Origin of the sequence: Paenibacillus sp. FSL H8-0168 (genome assembly GCF_038592955.1) — a bacterium.
Lineage (GTDB): Bacteria > Bacillota > Bacilli > Paenibacillales > Paenibacillaceae > Paenibacillus > Paenibacillus polymyxa_B.
Window position 1 is genome coordinate 4,526,015 of the sequence record NZ_CP151948.1, and the last position, 20,591, is coordinate 4,546,605.

20 protein-coding genes are annotated in these 20,591 nt (G+C 49.3%); 4 read left to right on the forward strand and 16 right to left on the reverse strand.

What is annotated here, in order from left to right; all coding sequences use genetic code 11:
• Positions 1-42: 42 nt before the first annotated feature.
• The 4 genes from MHI21_RS19960 to MHI21_RS19975 form a co-directional block, all read right to left on the reverse strand.
• A complete protein-coding gene (locus tag MHI21_RS19960) occupies positions 43-429 on the reverse strand; it encodes a hypothetical protein (protein ID WP_341163240.1) in 387 nt (128 codons plus the stop codon).
• Positions 430-582: 153 nt separating this feature from the next.
• Positions 583-1,074 carry a hypothetical protein gene (locus tag MHI21_RS19965; protein ID WP_341039932.1) on the reverse strand — a complete coding sequence of 164 codons (492 nt, stop codon included), beginning with the start codon at positions 1,072-1,074 and terminating at the stop codon, positions 583-585.
• Positions 1,075-1,216: 142 nt separating this feature from the next.
• A complete protein-coding gene (locus MHI21_RS19970; RefSeq protein ID WP_235308509.1) occupies positions 1,217-1,699 on the reverse strand; it encodes a hypothetical protein in 483 nt (160 codons plus the stop codon).
• A gap of 464 nt (positions 1,700-2,163) precedes the next feature.
• The gene (locus tag MHI21_RS19975; protein WP_028541512.1) at positions 2,164-2,397 is read right to left on the reverse strand and encodes a LuxR C-terminal-related transcriptional regulator; all 234 of its coding nucleotides are present in this window, start codon (positions 2,395-2,397) and stop codon (positions 2,164-2,166) included.
• A gap of 300 nt (positions 2,398-2,697) precedes the next feature.
• Between MHI21_RS19975 and efeO the strand changes: the two genes are divergently transcribed.
• The 3 genes from efeO to MHI21_RS19990 are packed head-to-tail and all read left to right on the forward strand — an operon-like array spanning position 2,698 to position 6,799.
• On the forward strand, positions 2,698-3,576 hold the full coding sequence (efeO, locus tag MHI21_RS19980; protein WP_341163239.1) for an iron uptake system protein EfeO: 879 nt from the start codon (positions 2,698-2,700) through the stop codon (positions 3,574-3,576).
• 4 nt (positions 3,577-3,580) lie between these two features.
• Positions 3,581-4,945 (forward strand): iron uptake transporter deferrochelatase/peroxidase subunit, encoded by a 1,365-nt coding sequence (gene efeB / locus MHI21_RS19985; RefSeq protein WP_165179165.1) that lies wholly within the window; start codon positions 3,581-3,583, stop codon positions 4,943-4,945.
• A gap of 24 nt (positions 4,946-4,969) precedes the next feature.
• Positions 4,970-6,799 (forward strand): FTR1 family protein, encoded by a 1,830-nt coding sequence (locus tag MHI21_RS19990; protein WP_342418785.1) that lies wholly within the window; start codon positions 4,970-4,972, stop codon positions 6,797-6,799.
• A 212-nt stretch (positions 6,800-7,011) separates the two neighbouring features.
• Here the strand turns inward: MHI21_RS19990 and MHI21_RS19995 are convergent, their stop codons facing one another.
• The 12 genes from MHI21_RS19995 to MHI21_RS20050 all read right to left on the reverse strand — a co-directional run bounded on the left by MHI21_RS19995 (position 7,012) and on the right by MHI21_RS20050 (position 19,366).
• A complete protein-coding gene (locus MHI21_RS19995) occupies positions 7,012-8,424 on the reverse strand; it encodes an alanine racemase (protein WP_165179246.1) in 1,413 nt (470 codons plus the stop codon).
• 83 nt (positions 8,425-8,507) lie between these two features.
• Positions 8,508-9,596 (reverse strand): Gfo/Idh/MocA family oxidoreductase, encoded by a 1,089-nt coding sequence (locus tag MHI21_RS20000; RefSeq protein ID WP_341163236.1) that lies wholly within the window; start codon positions 9,594-9,596, stop codon positions 8,508-8,510.
• Positions 9,593-10,753, reverse strand: coding sequence for a UDP-glucuronosyltransferase (locus MHI21_RS20005; protein ID WP_342418786.1), 1,161 nt, complete (start codon positions 10,751-10,753; stop codon positions 9,593-9,595). Before MHI21_RS20005 ends, MHI21_RS20000 begins: the two co-directional genes overlap by 4 nt.
• A 17-nt stretch (positions 10,754-10,770) precedes the next feature.
• Positions 10,771-12,303, reverse strand: a complete 1,533-nt coding sequence (locus MHI21_RS20010) for a hypothetical protein (protein WP_341163234.1) — start codon at positions 12,301-12,303, stop codon at positions 10,771-10,773.
• Positions 12,304-12,352: 49 nt separating this feature from the next.
• Entirely contained in the window at positions 12,353-13,165 is an 813-nt protein-coding gene (locus tag MHI21_RS20015) for an ABC-2 family transporter protein (protein WP_165179160.1), read from the reverse strand.
• A 1-nt stretch (position 13,166) separates the two neighbouring features.
• Entirely contained in the window at positions 13,167-13,973 is an 807-nt protein-coding gene (locus MHI21_RS20020; RefSeq protein WP_165179159.1) for an ABC-2 family transporter protein, read from the reverse strand.
• A complete protein-coding gene (locus MHI21_RS20025) occupies positions 13,963-14,955 on the reverse strand; it encodes an ABC transporter ATP-binding protein (RefSeq protein WP_165179158.1) in 993 nt (330 codons plus the stop codon). Before MHI21_RS20025 ends, MHI21_RS20020 begins: the two co-directional genes overlap by 11 nt.
• Before the next feature lie 71 nt (positions 14,956-15,026).
• Complete coding sequence (locus MHI21_RS20030) at positions 15,027-16,157, reverse strand: hypothetical protein (RefSeq protein ID WP_342418787.1); 1,131 nt, start codon at positions 16,155-16,157, stop codon at positions 15,027-15,029.
• Positions 16,150-16,395, reverse strand: a complete 246-nt coding sequence (locus MHI21_RS20035) for an acyl carrier protein (RefSeq protein WP_023990061.1) — start codon at positions 16,393-16,395, stop codon at positions 16,150-16,152. The genes MHI21_RS20030 and MHI21_RS20035 overlap by 8 nt, the downstream gene beginning before the upstream one ends.
• Positions 16,396-16,412: 17 nt before the next feature.
• On the reverse strand, positions 16,413-17,789 hold the full coding sequence (locus MHI21_RS20040) for a peptide ligase PGM1-related protein (protein WP_165179156.1): 1,377 nt from the start codon (positions 17,787-17,789) through the stop codon (positions 16,413-16,415).
• A gap of 55 nt (positions 17,790-17,844) precedes the next feature.
• Positions 17,845-19,038, reverse strand: a complete 1,194-nt coding sequence (locus MHI21_RS20045; RefSeq protein WP_061828875.1) for a radical SAM protein — start codon at positions 19,036-19,038, stop codon at positions 17,845-17,847.
• 49 nt (positions 19,039-19,087) lie between these two features.
• Entirely contained in the window at positions 19,088-19,366 is a 279-nt protein-coding gene (locus MHI21_RS20050; RefSeq protein ID WP_013311713.1) for a phosphopantetheine-binding protein, read from the reverse strand.
• Between the two features lie 357 nt (positions 19,367-19,723).
• On the opposite strand from MHI21_RS20050, the gene MHI21_RS20055 reads away from it, so the two are divergent.
• Complete coding sequence (locus tag MHI21_RS20055) at positions 19,724-20,590, forward strand: MurR/RpiR family transcriptional regulator (protein WP_069290270.1); 867 nt, start codon at positions 19,724-19,726, stop codon at positions 20,588-20,590.
• Position 20,591 lies beyond the last annotated feature (1 nt).

The following is a 20,591-nucleotide window of genomic DNA, read 5'->3' on the forward strand; positions in this document are numbered from 1 at the left end:
ATCCATGCTTCGTGAATGCTTTTTTTACGTTAGTCCCGTCGCTTAAGAAAAACGGGTGTAGCGCAACAGGTGAGCTAGCCGATTGAGCCGTTCTATCTCCCGATCCAACTCATGCAGCGGCTGTCCAGCCAAAGCAGCGTTTGCTCTCAGATCCCGTAGCGGGTTCATTTTTCGACCCATGAGTTTGAGCACCGTGGCCTTCCCCATGTTATTCACCACCACATATTGCGTTAGCGGGTCAAGCTCAATCCACAATACATGATGCTGTTGAAAAAACGACAATAGTTGCTCTTTTAACGCCTCCAGCTCTTCAAGCTCACCTGTGATTTGCGGATGATGATGAAAAGCCACATAGCCCATCACCCGTAGGTCACTTATGATTTGTTCCATATGGAGCGTTTCGTTTATGTACACATTGTTTGTGCTCATGCGGTTTCTTGCACCATTCGTATGATCTTCCCGTATGACGTTCACCACCTGACTATCGTTATATCAAGATTCATCTTTCCCCTTTTTCACTATAGCGCAATCCGCTTTGAAAAGTCAGGACGTATACAAACCTTGCGAAAAAAAACAACCGGCTTATACGCCAGTTGTTTCTCTTTCTACAAAATACTTATTGGTCATATAATGGGCCTTGCCTCTGGAAGTATCCACCATTCCCTTTTTGTTGTCGAGAAAAACAATCTCCCGGCATTTGGTGCAGTACCACTTGGTCCGCTTAAAGGGAGATTCTGTTACATACGATGTACCACATTTGCAATCTACTTTAATTAAGGTTTCAGTTGATTTGTAAGCCTGGGACAACTCTTTTAGGCCAGTATCCGGCTGTTGAATCGGGATAATAACCTCCTGATAGCTAGAATACTGATTATGCACCTTAAAATCAGCCACCAGTTCCGAATGCAGTCCAAAGTACTCTTTGCCAATCTCGGTTACAAATTTCTTGCCGATTCTGTAACACTCAAGCCATTCCTGTATCTGTTGATTAGACAAAGGCACTGTGCCCTTGATACCACTATTTAATGTGTAAGTCATGATGTATAAAGTATCATCTTGTCTATGTCCGTACATGAGAAGCCTCCTTATAATACACTTGATAATGTACTACAAAGCGTAAAAAACATCAATTTTATTATTTGGCAAAAGACCTAATATCATTTTGGTAGGCACACAAGAGGTGTGAGTGTATAGTTAGAAAGCAACTGACAATCTGTCAGTTGCTTTGTCTTTCCACATAGTATTTGTTGGTCATGTACCATGCCTTGCCTTTATCTGTATCCACCATGCCCTTTTTACGATCCAGGAACACAATGTTATTACACTCCTTGCATGACCACTTGGTTCTTTTGTGCGGTGACTCTTCTATATAGGAAGCACCACATTTACATTCTACCTGAATTAATGTTTTATACTGGCTGTACGCCTCTACCAGTGGGTCCAGTTCTACAGCTTTGCGTTCTATTACAGGCTGTATTATGGATATGTGTTCTCTCTGCTCCGAGTATTCATTATGTACCTTGAAATCTGCTACCAACTCAGGGTTTAAACCAAAATACTGTTTCCCCACAACCGTTACAAACTTGCTGCCAATTCGATATGCTTTGATCCATTCCTGCACCTGCTTACTGGTTAGGTCGACAGTTCCCTTTATACCGCTGTTCAGCGTATAAGTCATCAAGTGTTGGTTGGGTGTCATATGTCTTAACATTCACCTCCGATCAAGAATATACCACAGGTAGCTCTAGGCAAAAGCTACTTCCTACTACCTGAAGCAATGAGCTTTTTCTGCCTTGTGATTCTTCTTCAACACCTATATATAAAAGTATAGCTCAAAACCTGATCCATCTTCCATCCTGTCGTCATGCTGAATACTGCTTTTGTAGGGATTTATATTCTTAGACTATCACCAGATGCATTTCTATCTTAGTATAACTTTGTGGTACAGTCTTATGTTTTGATCACTCCTGTTAGTTGCACTATGATCCCTAATGGTAGTTTCTTCCTTATATATATAGTACATCATTTACACGCAAATTCCCACATATTTCAGCGGTTTAATCGTTTTACTTTTTTACATACCACAAAACAAAAGCCTTCCCGACCACCCTTCACTGTCGAAGGATCATCGAGAAGACTTTGTACCCCGCAAGGAACGAGAGGTCAGATTTTTAATTCTCCAAGCCTGATTAATTCCACGACCGCCTGTGAACGACCTTTTACGTTCAATTTTTGCATCACATTGGAAATATGGTTTCGGACCGTTTTTTCGCTAATGAATAGCTGTCCGGCGATGTCACGTGTTGTTTTGTCCTGCACGAGCAGTTCAAATACTTCACGTTCACGGTGAGTTAACAAAAACTTGTTTTTGTGGTCGTTACCCTTCGTCAATTTCACCCCTCCTTGCTCGGGTTTTGTGTGGTGTAACAAGGTTAAGGGATACAGTCAACACATTTTATGTCATGTGCTCAGGTATGGTTCAATATGCGGATAAAAATGGGCATAGGCACCTTACCATCCCCCTCCGATGGAGGGTTGAACTCTGCGTCTAATTTATGTATTGACAGGCATATGGGCCAGCCTTATGATAAGAAAAACCGCGACTGATAATCATTATCAAAATAAAAATTCGATATAGATATCGCGCAACAGACTATGGTTCAAGGCCAGTTTGGCCAGAAAGGGTGTTCATTGATTATGAAACTACGTTATGCCGTACCGGCCGGAGTGCTGGTCTCTTCTATTCTGTTCACAGGTTGCGGACAAACCGGAACTGCTACTCAACAGCCTGCCGCAACGACCAAAGATGCAGGAGCAACAACACAGACAACGACTCCTGCCGCTTCTGCCCCCAATTTTGATCAAGCGGTAACAGCTTACCGCACCTATGCCATCGAGCAATGCGATACGTTTGTGAAGAAGACAGAAGAATTCACGAACGCGGTCAAAGCTGGCGAGCTGGATAAAGCCAAGGCACTGTACGCCCCTGCACGTATGTACTATGAACGGATTGAACCGATTGCAGAAGCGCTGGGTGATCTTGACCCGAATATTGATGCACGTGACGGTGATGTGGATGCAGCGGATTGGCGCGGCTTTCACCGTATTGAAAAAACATTATGGGAAGAAAACACAACCAAAGGAATGGACGAGTTTTCCGACCGACTGCTGAGTGATGCCAAGCTGCTGCGTGCCAAAGTAGAAACAGTTAATATTGACGCCAGCCTGATGGTAACGGGTGCAGTCGAGTTGTTGAATGAAGTATCTACCTCGAAGGTGACGGGTGAAGAGGAGCGATATTCCCATACGGATTTGTACGATTTTGCTGCCAATGTAGAAGGCGCACAAAAGATATATGACATTTTGAAAACAGATCTGAACCAAAAAGATGCGGCGTTGGAAAAACAAATCGGTGAGCGCTTTACGGCCTTACAGCAAGAGTTGGCTCCTTTTAAGGACGGAGAAGGCTATGTGTCGTATACAAAACTGAAACCGGAAGAAGTTAAAAAGCTGAGCCAAAACCTCGATGCCTTGGCAGAACCGTTGTCCCAAATGGGGAAATTGTTAGGAGTGTAATGATATGAAAGGCTTTAAGCGGCAAAAAGGGCTAGAAAAGCCGCAGTATGCGGAATCCCATAATGAACAGGGCGATCTGGTAAAAAAGGATGCGAAGCTAGTGGAAGATGAGCCGTCAGGAAAAAGCAAATCCGTATCACGCCGAGACCTATTGAAGCTGGCCGGGGTAGGTGGACTAGGCCTCCTGCTTGGCGGCGGGGGCGTGGGAGCCGTGCTGTCAGCCGGTCAACGTCTCGAAAGCATGATGACGGATGCGGATACCAAAGATGTAATCCCTTTTTACGGTAAGCATCAGGCAGGTATTGTGACTCCGGCGCAGGATTTCATCTGCTTCGCCGCTTTCGATCTAACAACCAGCGACAAGGAACAGGTACGCAGCCTTTTCAAAGCTTGGACGGAAGCAAGCGCTACAATGACTTCTGGCGTGCTGCTTGGCAACGATAATGAAAACCTCAACCTCCCTCCTTCCGATACGGGCGAGGCGGCAGGATTGTCGCCATCCCGCACGACGATCACCTTTGGTGTGGGCCCATCCTTTTTTGATGGAAGATACGGCCTGGCCGGGCTTAAACCTGTCGGGTTCCGTGAGTTGCCCCGTTTTCAAGGGGATGCCCTGGAGGAGCAATGGTGCGGCGGCGACATCGGAGTGCAGGTATGTGCCAATGACTTGCAGGTAGCCTTCCATGCCCTGCGTAATTTGGCACGTATCGCCAGAGGAACGGCGGTGCTTCGCTGGACGCAGGAAGGCTTCCAGCGGACAGCACAGGCCGATCCTGCGGGAAGCACACCGCGCAATTTGCTGGGCTTCAAGGACGGTACAGGGAACCCCGACACCTCCAAGGCAGGCGAGATGAATCGGCTGGTGTGGACACAGACCAGTGACGGACCAGCATGGATGGGCAACGGCAGCTATATGGCTGTTCGCCGTGTACGCATGCGGGTAGAGGTGTGGGATCGCTCAACATTGGGCGACCAGGAGGATACTTTTGGACGTCATCGCAGCAGCGGGGCCCCACTCGGTAAGGTCAAGGAGTTCGACAAGCTTGATCTGGCGGCCAAAAATCCGGAAGGCAAGCCGGTTACACCTCCCACCTCTCATGTGGCTTTGGCTCATGGGGACGGAAGCATTAATATTTTGCGGAGGTCTTATTCGTATTCAAGCGGATTGGACAAGCAAACAGGACAGCTGGATGCTGGGCTGCTGTTCATCAGCTATCAGCGTGATCTGTTCAAGCAGTTCGTTCATATTCAGGAGAAGCTTGCACGCAATGACAAGCTGAACGAATACATTGTACACAAAGGCAGTGCGGTGTTCGCCTGCTTCCCAGGTGTATCGCAAGGTGGCTACATCGGGGATACGTTATTTTAACAGCAGGCAAGGAAGGGGATTTATATGAATCGGCGCAATAAAAGCTTGGGGTGGGTGTTTGTGCTGGTGGCAGCTCTGCTGCTGACCGTAACTCCGTTCATTTCCGGCTCCGGGTCGGTCGCTTTTGCACAAACAGATGCCAAAGCTGTCACCAATGATCAGCTAATGCCTGTAGTGGGCGGAGCACTGGTGGAGGCGGGACAAGCCCAATGGACGGAAGCCTCCAAGGATCTGAAAGAATTCCGCACGCTGTGGGAGACCGCCAAAACAAATGGCGGAGATTCAGCTCACATCGAAGCTGTAGATCAAGCACTCACCGATGCGGAGCAGACACTCGCCAGTGGCGGCGGGGAACCAGCGAAAGCTGCCTTATCCGTGCTGGCGCGCTCGGTCAATGAGTACGTCACTGCTGCCGAAGGGGACAAACCAGCCCCGGCTGGAGCCAAAGCAGCGGAAAAACTGCTTCCCATGGCGAAGGGCAGTCTGGCCGCCATGCAAAAAGGCGATTGGGCTGCTGCCCGGGTGGATTACGATCGAATCGTCAAAGACTGGTATCAAGTAGAAACACCGATTCGTTTGGACAATTTCCCGGTATACAGTTCGCTCGAAACTAAAATCAGTCTCATCCGCATCTCCATGCAAGCTGAGCCTATTCGCCAAGAACAGGCTCTCAAGGAAATGCAGGAATTAACGACTCTGCTGTCTGATTATAGTCAGGGTAAATCTATGAACACAGGTCAAGGAACGAATGCAGGCAATACGGCTGCCGGAACGGCGAATGGTTCGGCTGCTTCCCTAGGCGATGCAGTCACCTTGCTCGAATCCGCACGCCAAGATGCTGTAGCTAATCAATCAGAGCAAGCGGCTGACAAGGTAGTGCAGTTTATCGCTCTGTGGCCTTCTGTCGAAGGACATGTACAAATTGCCGATCCGACGTCTTACACTGCAATTGAAAATGAAATGACCGAGACTTCAGGATATCTGCTGTCTTCTCCACCGAATACGGACAAAGCCATTCAGACTCTTGATCAGATGCTGGACAGACTCCGTCCGTTGACGGAAGAACGTTCTTACACTGCGTGGGATGCTGCGCTGATTTTGCTGCGTGAGGGCCTGGAGGCCATTCTCGTGCTCGCAGCTCTGCTGGCGTATGCCAAAAAAAGCGGCGAAGCCGTGGCTGGACGGTGGATATGGGCAGGAGCCGGAACGGGGCTGGTGCTGAGCGGAATTCTGGCAGTACTATTCACCACACTGGTGGCAGCTGCCGCATCAGGCAGCATGCGTGAGTTGCTGGAGGGTGTCACCGGGCTGGTGGCGGTCGTGCTGATGCTGACCGTTGGTAGCTGGCTGCATAGCAAATCCAATGCTGCCGCGTGGAACCGCTTTGTGGAAAACAGCGTGGGCAACGCGCTGGCACGGGGAAGCCTGTGGTCGCTATTTGCGGTTTCTGCGCTCGCAATTCTGCGTGAAGGAGCCGAGACAGCTATCTTTTATGTCGGTATGGCTCCAGCCATCGAAACCTCGCAATTGCTGATCGGCATTAGCTCGGCGACGTTTATTCTGGTCATTCTGGCGTTTGCGATCATTAAATTTAGTGTACGGTTGCCGATTCGCGCATTTTTCCTGACTGCCACTGTACTGATTTACTATCTCGTATTCCGATTTCTGGGCGAAAGTATTCATTCGCTTCAGGTGGCTGGCAAGCTTCCGGGGCACACTGCCTCCTCGCTTCCGTCTATTAGCTGGCTGGGAATGTATCCAACTTGGGAAACCTTTGTCCCACAAATCGCTGTACTGATCTTTATGGTATGGCAGCTTGTGCGTCAGGAAATACGCAGTTCCAAGCAACATTAAGTCGATACTACCCTACTCATCATGTAAAAAACGCCAAATCACAGGTCCGATTTGTATCGGTTCCCATGAGTTTGGCGTTTTTTTACATACTTCAGCATTTTGCATAATTCGATTCCCAACGCTCGTAAGTACAATATATAGACGAACTAAAGCGTTTCGATCTATATATTGCTGATTTGAAAACGCTCTTGGGATTTATGCAAAATGCTCACTTACAGCACATCCTCAGGCAACGGAATCATGCGCTGATGACGCAGCAGGTCTGTGCGGTCACCGTGTTCACGAATGACATGCACCTCCCCACGAAAATCGAGCAGCTCCGCCGGGGTAGCATGTCCCAGAAATTGTAGTGGACTATAGCTTAATCCATAGGCACCTGCATTCGGAAAAACAATATAATCGCCCTCGTGAATCGGGGGAAGCTGCGCTTTTTTCACAATACAATCCTCGGGTGTACAAAGCGGACCAACAACGCTTACCGTCTCAAGCTCTATGGATGCCTCTTCCAGAGGCCCTCCTACTCGGTTTGCAACCTCTTCTAGTGATTGTTCGACAGCAACAGCCGTTTGAGCAGAAGCGTCTCTCTGTCCCATCCGTAGGGTTGGTTCCACTTCTCGTTCTTTGGGTTCTTTCGATTCTCCCGCTTGCCTGCGCATAATTCTCACCGGGTAGTTGTCCCTAATGCGGCGTCCTCGAAAAGTAGCTGCGGCGTAGTGATTCATGCCACCATCAGCCACGACAAACTTCTCTCCCTTGGATTCCTTTGTATACAATGCTCGGCAGACATACATGCCCGATTGAGCAACCAGATACCTGCCGCTTTCGATGATTAGCTTAACCCCGGGCATGCGGGTTCGGGTCTGCTCCGCGAGTGTGTTCAGTCCGTCAATGACGTGATCCATATCGAGCGGCTCCTCATGAGCAAAATAAGGTACACCAAATCCGCCGCCCAAATTGACCGTATGCATCGCCACACCATACTGAGCCTGTACCCGTTCTGCCAACTGCAGCGTATTCGCAAATGAAGCTAAAATCTGATCCGATTTCAACATTTGCGTACCTGTGTATACCTGAATACCTTGAAAATGGACGTGTGGGCAATCTTCCAGCACCTTAAAAAAGTGATCCAGCTGCCCTTCATCCACTCCAAAGGGGCGCGGAACACCACCCATTTTAATCGTTGCTCCAGACAGATCGTTATCGGGATTGATGCGGACCGCTACCCTGACAAGCTGGCCCGTTTGGGCAGCAATGTCCTCCAGCAGACGCAGCTCCCTCACCGATTCGACATGAATACAGCCGATTCCATAGGCTATCGCCTCGTTCAGCTCGGCTACTGTTTTTCCCGGTCCGGCGTACAGCACGTCTTCCGCAGCATACCCGGCCTCCATAGCGACGAACATTTCTCCAGCCGAAGCAATCTCAACACCACAACCTAACGAACGCAGCAACCCAGCCAAGGCTACGTTACCATTAGCCTTGAGCGCATAATGTACACGCACGTCCGGGTGCAATCGGGATAGCAACGAGCTGACGTGGGCATGCAGCGCGTCCCCGTCATAATAGTAAAATGGCGTCGGATGCTCGCCGAAACGCTCCAGTAAGGCTTCGTCCTTTTTATCCATCACCTGAGTTCCCCTCCTCTCTTTGCCTTGATACTCCGTATTTTGCATCATTTGCTTCCCTCCGCTCGAAAACACAATCATACTCATACTGCATAAATCGTCTCGCCCGAGCGTGCTGCTTCATGAATGGCTGCCAGCAGTCTGACGCGTTCAGCAGCCTCGCGAAATGGAATGGGCTCCGCTTCTCCCCGGATGATGCTACAAAAGGTATTCAACTGATTGACATAATAGTTCATAGGCTCGAAAACCGTTTTGGTATGCGAAGATGTCTGTGATAACACAGGCAGTGCATCCACATCCGTTATATTCGGCATGATATCCTTCTTTATTTCTGTCTTGAGTGTCATTTTATAAAAACCTAAATTGGCCCGAAAGCAGTCCTTTAAAGTGACTACTGCCGAATCAAAGGTCAGTACATGAGCACAGCGATAAGGGCGCTCAAATGAAAAGAGGGCAGATGCCTCCAATCCGCTCGGATAACGGGCTTGCGCACGAAATGTCCAGTCACAGCCATGAGGACCATCGAAATCCGATTGACTATGGAATTCCGCCTGCTCTAATCCAACGACGGCTTGAAGCAGCTGTAGCCAGTACACGCCCAGATCCCAAAAGCATCCCCCACCCTGCTCCGGACGAGATCTGTAATTGTCCGCATGTCCTTCTTTTGCCGGAATGCATAGACTCGTCTCTATGGAGCGTAAGCGACCATAACGCCCCGATTCTACCATCCTCAGCAGTTCATGCTGCCAAGGATGGTGCTGCACCATCACTCCCTCCAGCAGGTAAGCGCTACTCTGTTCGACTGTCACTGCCAAGGGAGCCAGATCAGCCGTATTCAGGCATAACGGTTTTTCCACCAGCACATGCTTATGAGCCCGTAATGCTTTGTCAATCCACTCGGCATGTAAGTCGTTGCTGAGCGCAATATATACAGCATCGATCTCCGGGTCCTTTAGCATATCCTCAGCATGCCGATAAACGACACTGACGCCAAAACGATCTGCCATTTCTCCTGCCTTGGCAACCGTGCGGTTCGCAAGCGCGGTCACGCGTGCCCCTGCAACATGTCGGATCGGTTCCAGCAACGCACGGGGAGCAATGGCAGAACAGCCAATGATCCCAAAGCGAATATCTCGCATCGCAGGCTCTTGCGCAGCCGCCGCAGCGTTCATAACCCCTGCTCCATTCCCGATGCTCTTGCCTGCATTTGTATGCTATTCACATACGACTCTATATAACGCGGCGTCCGACTGCGCAGCTCTACGATCCTGCGATGCATATCCTCCAGGATCTGAGCACTGCCGTCATAGGTTTGTATCCACGTATCGTATCGCATACCAAGTCCCAGCCGTTCCCATAGATCTGCATTATGCTTTTCATGCACACCAAATGGCTCCAGCATAATGAGTGGAGTGGCTGTAGCGAACGAGTCGGTTAGGCTGCCACCACCTGGCTTGCTGACAATGGCCTGGACACGACATGCTTGGTCCAGCATGCTATGGTAATCCGGTCCGACCTGATATACTGTCTTCTCGCCCCTTTTCACCTCTCCGAAAGGCGGAAATGTATGCTCCCCGGCTTCATTACGCTGCCATGTCCTCCACTGCGGGTCCATCTGAAAATAGCGTATACTTTCCCGCTGTTCATCCGGTTGATCCTGATCATACAACAGCAGATCCAGCTCCCAGCCCGCTTCTTCCAACCGTCCAACCTTGTCACGATATGTGCCCATGCCCCAGCCGCCGCCATGTACGAATAAGCGGGATTGCCGCTCTTCAAACGGAACATACTCCACGGCCGGCACATCAATATAGTGGCTGACTCTATTCTTATCATTTTCAAAAAAGGTCATTTCCCCACAGCCCTCCGCAAAACGCGGGTTATGCTTGGCTAGATTTTTCCAGGAAGGAGAAGGTGTCGAATCCATGTACACGATGTCCACATGCACCGACTCCGGTTCTCTGCGCTTGCGATACTCCTCCAGTACATACATCCAATGACCGGATAAGCATATAAAATACCGCCGATCCTCCTCCATCCATTGGTTCAGCAGCACTTCCATTGCAGCGAGATCCAGTGAATTACGCATATCCTGCGGGACCTTTTGTGACATTAAGGCCACCGCAAAATTGTCATGGTAAGCTTTGCGGCTTTTGTCGACCTTGAGACGGGCCGATTCTGGCAGCACATTTTCAAATACATGAATCGCCGTATCCACGCCCAGCCTGCGAAGACCCGCTTGCAACAACAAGCCAGGGGTATAAAAGCCCAATCCGAAACCGGAACACAAAATCGTTACCTTCATAAGCTTATCCGTACTCTTACGCATGCTCATACGCCTCCCGTTTAATTCAGCACTGTAAAATGATGCTCTGCCAAAAAACGCTCCAGCTTTGTAGTCAATCGCATTTTATCCTCATCGCTCGCAGCAACCAGCTCTAAATAAAGACGCCCCTTACCTCGTGCCCGTTCGCTTCCAGCAGTTTCTTTTTTACCATTCAAGTCCGGCTTAGCCATGCCGTTCCCTTCTGATCCGCCATCGCTGGCCCCAATCCCGCTCACACGAACCTGCTTGACAGGCGATCTGCCTCCGCGCCCGGTTGCATTTCTGCTTGGCGTGCTTGTATGGCCCACAATCTTGTTCTCGCCATCTCGTCCACCTGTGTTCACATATAATGTATTGGCACCCAGAGGCATGACACCTTCTTCCCGTTCACCTGTGAACAACAATCCTTCACCTTTCAGCCCTTCCAGCAGTTCTTCATAGGATAGACTGCCATCATGGGACAGTGAATAATTCGTCAGCGTGCCACGCATATTTTTCCCGGCCAGAAAGGTATCGAGCTGATACTTGATCAAACTCATCGACTTTCTGGCATTAATTTCGATAATAGGCTCCAGCTTCCCACCACGAAGTGTCATGGAATCAATGCATACATCGCCATAATAACCATCCTGATACAATTGCCGTCCCACATCCTGCATTAAGCTAAAATAGCCCTCGCGCTCCAGCCGCTCTAAAAAAGCCACGTCCGGCGACAAGGATTCCCGATAAGAGAATTGAGTATTAGCCAGCCATTGTACAGATAGGATATCGACACTTCCATCATCACCAATCGTAAATTGGCATGAAAAATCCTGCTCTTTCTCCTGAAAAGGCTCCAAAAGGAAAAGCACCTGTTTGCCTTTACGCTCCTGTCCACGCAAATACGATACGATCCGGTCCAGCATTTGTGTCGAGGTAATGTGCAGGTTTCCTTTGCCCGATACACCAAAATCATCCTTGATTAAAAAGCTTCCATCCCGCAGCAGCTTACGCCCCGCCTCAGCGACATCTGCAAACGAAGTCACAATATAGCCCGGGTTGCGCAGACCGAGACTGCGTTTCAGATCAGAGGAATACGTTTTGGCATTTACCTTGCGAATCGTTTCCAGCGGCGGCTGATGCAGTGTTATACCCCAAGCACGTGCAGCCTCCTCCACATGCGGTAAACCCGCAAACGGGCTAAGCACACAGCCTTCCAGTTGAGGAAACCCCTCTCCAGCATCGGCCTTACGACTGCCCAGCAGTTCAAATACTGAAGCGGCTGATACGTTACCTGCACGCTCCATTCCGTCGGTCAAATCTCGTTCGTTGACAGCCGGATGAAAGCCCAACTGCGCGATATACTGACGATGTACGGGCGAAATGGCATAACGGGTCAATAACGCATCTCCTGGCTGGCAAAAGCTGAACAGCAGTTCATCCATGGCTGCTACAATCGCAGAAGAAGCCCGGTCAGGCAGGGCTGGCAGGGAAGCTAACTGGGCATCCCGCCAGTAAGCCTCCGCTTCGAACGTTCCCATATACAAATGACGCTGATTCGGTATCGCATTCATATGATTCGCTTCCTTTCCTGCTTCATTATTGGCCCACTACACGGTAGCGCTACTGGCTCGCGCTCGTATAATCACGTAGAGCAAACTGCCATATCAGGCGGATGATCGCCAGCAGCCAGAGAGGTGCGAGAAATGCCCATACCACCAACCCGGTATCCATTTTGCCGAGAATGAACATGGGCGGAAAATTACAAATGACAAACACCGGAAGCACGAACAAACCGATACGCTGAATCAGATTACTGTACACGGCCATCGGCACATAGTTTGTCTCGAAAATGCTGTTGGACAGCTCCGTAACGCCGTTCGTGCGGATAATCCAGAAGGCCAGCAGTTGGGGGAGCAAAAATACGGAGTATGCCGTAAGCACTCCGCATCCGAGCAGCACAGAGAACCCTCCCGCGGTTTCAAAATTAAACGACAATCCGAGTCGATACCAGCCAATCCCTGTCATAATTCCGCCGCCAATTACATTCGGCACGGTATAGCCCAGCTCAAATTGACGCAGTGTCACCATAAATTGCAGCGATACGGGTTTGGTCATGAGCACATCCAGTGAGCCGGTACGAATTTTGTCAGGCAGGCTTGTAAAATTACTGTAGAACAATCCACTATAAAATCCGCTCATCATCGTAAACACGCCGATATATAACAATATGGCGTCAGGAGACCAGCCGTTAATGTCCGTCCCGGCGCGGTATGGAACCGATGCGTACAGCAGCTTGATAAGCAAATAAGCTGTTTCAACCAGAAATGCCGTTATAAAATTAATGCGGTATTCCATCTGCGACATGACGGAAAACTGGACAAACTTCCAGTACAGTCTGATGTAGCGCAAAACGTTTCGGAAAACATTTTTCATGTTAACCCCCCACCGAGACAAAGCGTTTGACCCCGGCTTGCCACACCCAGCGTGATACGGCCGCCAGCACTACAATCCAGAGCCATTGCACGCTAATGCCTTTAGCGGCTTCCAGCAAAGTCAGCTTGCCCGTTAACGCATTCACCGGAAAAAATACAGTGTAGCTGAACGGCAGCAGACTGAACAGACGGGCCAAAACATCTCCAAAAATCGTCAGCGGAAACACGGTACCGCTAGCTACGTAAATGACAAGCGACAGTGTATAAAATAGCCCCGCCGATTCTGTCACCCAAAAGGCTATGCCGCTCAGCGCATAATAGACCACAAAATTAAGCACAAGCGCTCCCGGCAACGCCAATATGTAAAGCAAGATGTACGATAGCCCGAAGCTGATTTGTCCTTCCAGGCTAAGACATAACAGCAAAATAGCAGCCGCCAGCAGCACGACCGCGGACTGTATGACTTTGCCTCCGATAAACCGGCAAAAACGGTAAGCAAAATAATGCACAGGCTGTACCATGAATTTTGCCAGTCCACCTTCCTTGATATCTGTAGCAATTTCGTATTCAAAGCCCGTAGCAATCAGTTTTCCAGTTACTCCCGCCATGACCACATACACCAGCATTTCTGGCAGAGAGTAGCCCAGCACTCTTGCTTGTCCCGAAGAACCGAATACAGCTAGCCAGAGAAAAATTTGCGTCATGATCGGCAGCATGAATCCCGCCATTTGGAGCCAATAATTAGCCCGATACTCCATTTCGTTTTGCATGCCAAGCTGGAGTACCTTCACATATTTGTTATTTCGCATCGGCCAGCCTGCCCCCATCGTACAAATTGGCTATCCCCTCTTCCAGCGGGACGTCCTCAATCGTAAAATCAACGACAGGCAGTGCGTCCAAAATCTTTTTGGACCAAGCCAAGGTATCTTCTGCATCCAGCTCAAATACCGCCTCCATCTCCGAGTTGGAGCGAAGTTTGCCGAGGCTCGCCAATGTTAGGTTGGATACAGGGGTCTCCAGTCGAACCTTAAGTAATTTACGGGCACCGATGACCTCATTCACCTTGTGTAAGTCTCCGTCATAGACCAATCTGCCCCCGCTGATAATGATGGATCTACTGCACAAATCCTCAATATCCTTCATGTAGTGGCTTGTCAGCAGGATGGTCGTCCGGTGCGTGCGGTTATAGGCTTTGAAAAACTCTCGAATCCGCCGCTGAGAAACAAGGTCCAGTCCGATGGTCGGCTCATCCAGCAAAATGACCCGTGGACGATGCAGCAGCGCGGCGATCAGTTCCATTTTCATACGCTCGCCGAGAGACAGCCGCCGAACCTGCACATGAAGCTGCTCCTCCACCCCAAGCAGGGTGACCAGTTCATCCAGCGTCTCTTTGTAACGGTTGTCATCGATTTCATAGATAAGCTTGTTCAGCTCGAATGACTCGCTTGCAGGCAAATCCCACCAGAGCTGGTTTTTCTGTCCCATTACAATGGAAAACTGACGTTTAAACTCTTTTTGTCGTTTCCACGGGGTAAAGCCGAGTACTGATGCCTCCCCGTCCGTGGGATGGAGAATGCCAGACAGCATTTTGAGCGTCGTTGTTTTGCCCGCTCCATTTGGACCGAGAAATCCGACAATTTCGCCTTCCTCAATGCTAAAGCTGACATTTTGTACAGCCTCTTTGGTCAGCTGCTGACGCCTGAACAAGTTTTGTAACGATTTGCGCACGCCCGGCTCCTTTTTGTAGTACGTAAATGTTTTCGACAATTGGTTTAATGTAATGGACGGCAATCAATTCCCCTCCTCTTTCCTCTGCGCGTAACCCCTGGATGAACGTGCCTGATAAGGCCGAGTGCTCTGAACTACTCGGCTGCTTGCTCTGCTAAAATCATCAGTTCCTCCAGCATATGCCGCTGTCTTTCAATTAAATGCAAAGCTCGTTCCGTAATCTCAGGCATCCGATGCTTGCGCAGTTGAAGCCCTGTTTTGTAAATATGCAGATTAAGCTTGTGCCAATCCGCGTACAGCCCCTGTGCCAATTCAATTACGTGCTGTGTTTGTGGCCCCAGCGTGGCTTGATGCAGCAAGCAATAATCAGCTGTATAATCCGTCAAATGAAGGGCACTGCCCAATCGCAGATTGTAATAGATTTCATGACAGTACGTCCGAAAATCCTGATCCTCCATGTCTGCCAACAGACGGAAGTCACCGACAAATGCCCGGTACCCCTCATCTCCCCGCTTGACCTGTTTGCCTGTTACAGCTTTCCCCGTTTGATTTTCCGACTCATTAGACGTAGGTACGCCTCTCCAGATGGCTTCGTGTCCAGTCAAATACTGTCGAATATGATGAGCACACGCAGCATGCATCTCACTTGGCGAAAGCGGGGCAGGCTGCTCCACCAGCCATGCATACTCAATAATGCCCTGCATCAGATCGTCGAGCCGAGCTGAGCCTACATAAGTCATGGCATGTCCCGAGGAATCGAGCAGGAAGCTATCATTCACCTGTGCTGTCCGTTCTTGCAAGTCCAACCCGCACAACTCAATCACGTGGCCCCTTGGGTAATTTTTCACATATACATCGTGATAGGTTAAAGCGGTGCTCGACGTATGCAGCATGGTACCGTAGCCCGATGTGAGTACCCGCAACAGGTCGGTTTCATCGCTGACACCAGCGACCCACGGTTCCACCCGAATAACAGGTCCGCCACTGGCTGCCATTTCTTGAAGCTGCTCTGGATATTTCTCAGGTCCGAAGCGCTTCAAATCTCCACCGTACTCTGCGCACATACTCCCACACAGCATGAATAGCTCGGATTCGGCCATGTTCACCCCGTACCTCCGCAATGAGGTACGCAGGGAAGAATATACACAATGTTTCCCTGGAAGAGCGTTTGCCACTTCTTCTGCACCATAGTCCACAACGGAATCATGACGAGTCTCCATATCGGATCCCTGCATCAACCTTGCCTTTTCGGCGCCCTTATGCATATTTGCCCAGCAGACGCTCAATGCCTTGCAGTGTAGATAGATGCTCCAGCACTAGATCGTCGTCCTCCATCGTAATATCAAGCTCATTTTCCAACTCTACAATTAATTCCACAGCCGATAAGGAATTCAGCCCCAAGGTTCGCAGATCCTGATCCGGAGTCAACTGTTCCAGCTCTCCCGGAGCCAGCTTCAAAATCTTTTCCAGCAAGGGTACTACATGGTATACATCTGTTTTCATTTTTGATTCCCTCCAATTTATGAGCATCCTAATCCAGCAATGATACCTTCCAATTTGTGCGCATACGCATCAGCTTCCTGCCAGCTGTCTGCCAAAATAAGTGTGAAAATTCGGTTCACATAGCCCCGCTTCACAGGAATACCAGACAATGTACCCGCCGTATACACAAACACCCCTTCTGGACGTTCGGGCGTATAGAGCAAGCCCTCCTCTGCGAGCAACCCGCACAAGCGGCTGTAGGTGAGAGGTGTAGCAGTAACGTTGCGGTAATAACGGGATAATGTTTTATGCTGTTCTCCCAGGACGGATGACAGGAATGAAATATAGGTAGACAACGTAAACCTACCGTTAATCTCAATAACTGGAACCAGCAAACCTTCTTCGTCAACAAAACCGTCAATAGAGGCCATTCCCGTATACCCAATAGAATAGAGATACGTACCCAGCTGGTAGGCGCAGCGTCTCACTTCTTCCTCCAGCGCATCGCCAATCTCAGCCGGCACTTGAGATCCGATATATACGGTGCCATCCACGTTTTGTCTTTTTAGCGAAAACATCGTCACACCACCGCCCTCGTCAATGCAGAGCTGGTAGTTCAGATCCATCTGCTTATTGTGCCAGCGCTCCACCAGCCAGCCGCCGGAAGATGGCGACGAGCCGCCAAAGCGCCTCATCACACTCAGCAGCGTGTCCAGCTTGGACAGCTCGTCCAGCATATACATGCCTTGTCCCGAGGCACCGTGCGGCTGCTTGATAATCAGCTTCACAGGTCCATCCGATAAGTCAGCCAGTCTGGCACACTCCCTGCGGATCGCCGATTCGTCTGCACATACAGCGCCTTCGCTGACAGCAAAACCAAGCTTTTGCGCGGTCAGGCGGCTGAATATTTTATCATTCACCTGAGCACTGACCGCGGATGGAGCGCCGATCAGCTCCAGCCCGCAAAGCTCCGCGATCGCTTCCTCCTGCGGTGTGACCGCATAGGGGACGAGCCACGCTTTGGCTCCGCTGCTGCTGTGGCCTGCATCTGCAACCGTACGCAGTCGTGCCAAAAGCGCCTCATCCGCCAGCACCAGCTCTGAAATCGGCGTAAGGGGATCAGAAGGCTCCGGCACCTCAATACGCGGCAGGCTAAAGCCCAACCGTTGAAGCATGTCCAGAAACGCCTCATCCGGCTGTTCCCGAAGTACAATGACATCCTGACTTCGACATAGCAGGAGATTCATTTCCTCCATCCGGTTTACGACCTGCTGTTCATCCCGGTCTACCATGCCCCCCTTGCGGGGGGATGGATGCCACACTTGCTCTGCGCCGATATTAAACAGCCAAATCAGGACTCCATGGTCTCGTTCATGCGCAAGCGCTTCCACAAGGTTAATAGTTTTAGTCGTCACGTCTTGTCATCATCCCTCTCTCTTCCATCCAGTAACAAACAACATCCATAGAAAACTAAATGTACTTCAGAGAGCCTGCCCCATGCAGATACAATACGCTGCATTTGGAGCACACCGGAGTCAATCCTTCATGATTAATCTTTTGACGAGTTTTCTCATACGCATCCGAGTTCCATATCTCCTTCAGACTATGCTCACGCATGCTTCCAATCGTGAATTCACTGAAAAATTTGCAAGGCATGACCTTCCCGTCTGGTAAAATATCTGTTCTGGAGGTGAGCGCCAAACAATGATTGGAACAACGGCTGACCATTTCCTCGCCATGGATAAATTTATCAATTTCCTCATAATCCAAACCGGGCTGATAGCGCACGCGAATGTTCCATACTCGCTCATTGATCCGCTGTAGTTCCTGCATCAGAGGATCGATGTTATCCGGGTTGATTTTATATTTGAAAGCATGCCAGCTACTAATATTTTTTTCTTCAAGTTGTCGGAGCCAGGAGAAATTACGTGTAAAATATTCATCCATTTTGAGGGAGGTTTCTTTGGAAATGTACCAGGGGAACGTCAGCAGCACCAGATCCAGCCTTTTGTCCTCCAGCATTTGCAGAAATTCGTACATCCGTCCGATCATGTTATCGTTAATGACCGCATGGACAGTTACCCGTCCCTTGTACAATCCCTGGTCGCGCAGTTCAATCAGCTTATCCATCTGCCGCATTGTTTTTTGAAAAGTGCCTTTACCGCGGATTAAATCGTGTTCTCTTTCAAAACCTTCAATCGCTATTAATAACTCCAGATTTTCGGACAAATCCAAAATCCGGTCCAAATATTTATCAATAAGTAACCCATTTGTACAAAAGGTCATTTCGCGCCGATCTTCCGCCAGCACGTCCAAAATTTCATCAAAACGTCGATGAAACATCGGTTCGCCGCCCCACATGTACAGTCTGGACTTGGCTTCCTTGGTTTCGCTCAAAATTTGCCGGAGCATGTCCGGAGCAAGATCCATGTTTTGTTCTTCTTTATCCATTTGGTGATGGTAGCCTTCCTCGTTCCATTCAAAGCAGTGTGTACATCTCAGGTTGCAGCGGTTAGTCAGCTTAATGCCGATCGTCTGGGGCATGTCCGTTTTGAAAGTAGGGTCCTGTGTGGCGTTACGGTAAGATACAGAAGCGTTTTTCAGGTTACGCTTGATGAGCTTGAACGCTTTCTCATCAATCAGCACATTGCTTTTGGGCTGCATGCTAACACCTCGTTTAATGGATTTTCAGGCACATGTACCTAGCTGTACGTCAGACCGTCTCCATTCCCTCCAGATGCGGCGCTTGTTCCGCATCGCTGATCCCCTGAATGTAGCTGCAAAACGCATCTACCGAGCTCAAATGCTCTAGCTCAAAGGAATCAAAATCAATCTCCACATCAAACGCATCCTCCACTTGCAGCATGAAATGAACCAACTGCAACGAATCCAGTCCCGCATCATGAATAATGTCCGAATGTCCATCCAGCTTAGCGACCAGTTCAGGATCTTCCTTAACCGCGCTGATCATTTCAATCACTTGGCTTTGCATAGCAAACTCCTCCTTGTGAATGAGATTCTGTTCGTTCCACCCAACGATGCCCTCTGCAAAGAAAGCTCCTAGAAAAATTCCTTCACTGGAACTTTATTCAATTATACTCCTCCAATGAAGAGACAAGTCAATAGGTTGTTTTGTAAGTAAAACTCGCAATATGTAAATTAATGTATGATAACTTCTACAATTTTCGCTGGCTATTTTTTCGCAAAATCTAATAAAAATTCTTCTCACATCTCTTGCATGAGCAGCAGAATTATTTTACAATACACGTGAAAATGTTTTTCTTTATATCCTCCTTATATACGATACTTATTTTCACACAAACACTCTACAGCCAAAGGAGCACAGCTCATGTCCCCCATTCTTCATACATTAGCCCATAGACTGGAGCAGCTTCCCGTACAGGAGCGCAAGCTGGCGGAATCCATCCTGCAATCCCCGGAAGATGTGTTGCATCTGGGTATTCGGGAGCTGTCAGAGCGTTGTGGTGTAAGTGCGGCGACCGTTACGCGGTTTTGCAAATCACTACATTTTAAAGGCTATCCCGATTTCAAAATGAAACTGGCCGCCGAGTTGTCCCATTCCAACCGTAATGGTGAAGAATCCTATCAGGATATTGTCGCCGGAAATTCACTTTCCCGAATCGTGCAGGCTATTCAGGCGAACCATACCGCATCCATTGCAGACACGACCCGACTGCTGGATTTCGACAAGCTGGAGCAGGCCATTGCATGGCTGTCAGCCACGAGCCGTATTGATCTTTATGGCATGGCGACATCGTCGATTGTGGCCCAGGATTTTTACCAGAAGCTCATCCGTATTGGCAAGAACAGCACTGCCTTTGCAGATTCCCATATGCAGATCACCTCTGCCTCCTCGCTCGGAGCGGAAGATGTCGCCTTTGCCGTCTCTTATTCAGGGGAAACCCAGGAGACCATTGCGGCTCTACGCTGTGCAAAGGAACAGGGGGCCAAGACACTATCCCTAACCTCCTTCGGAAACAATACGCTGGCAGGCCTTGCGGATATTGCGCTATTTTCCTCTTCATTGGAGGAAGGAATGCGACGTGGGGATATGGCCTCTCGCATCGCCCAGCTTCATATTATAGATATTCTGTTTACAGGTATGGTGAGCGCAGATTTTGACAAATATATTCCAAGATTGGAAGGTTCATATCAACAAGTGAGCAAGCTCAAAAAACAACCAGGGGGTCACTAAG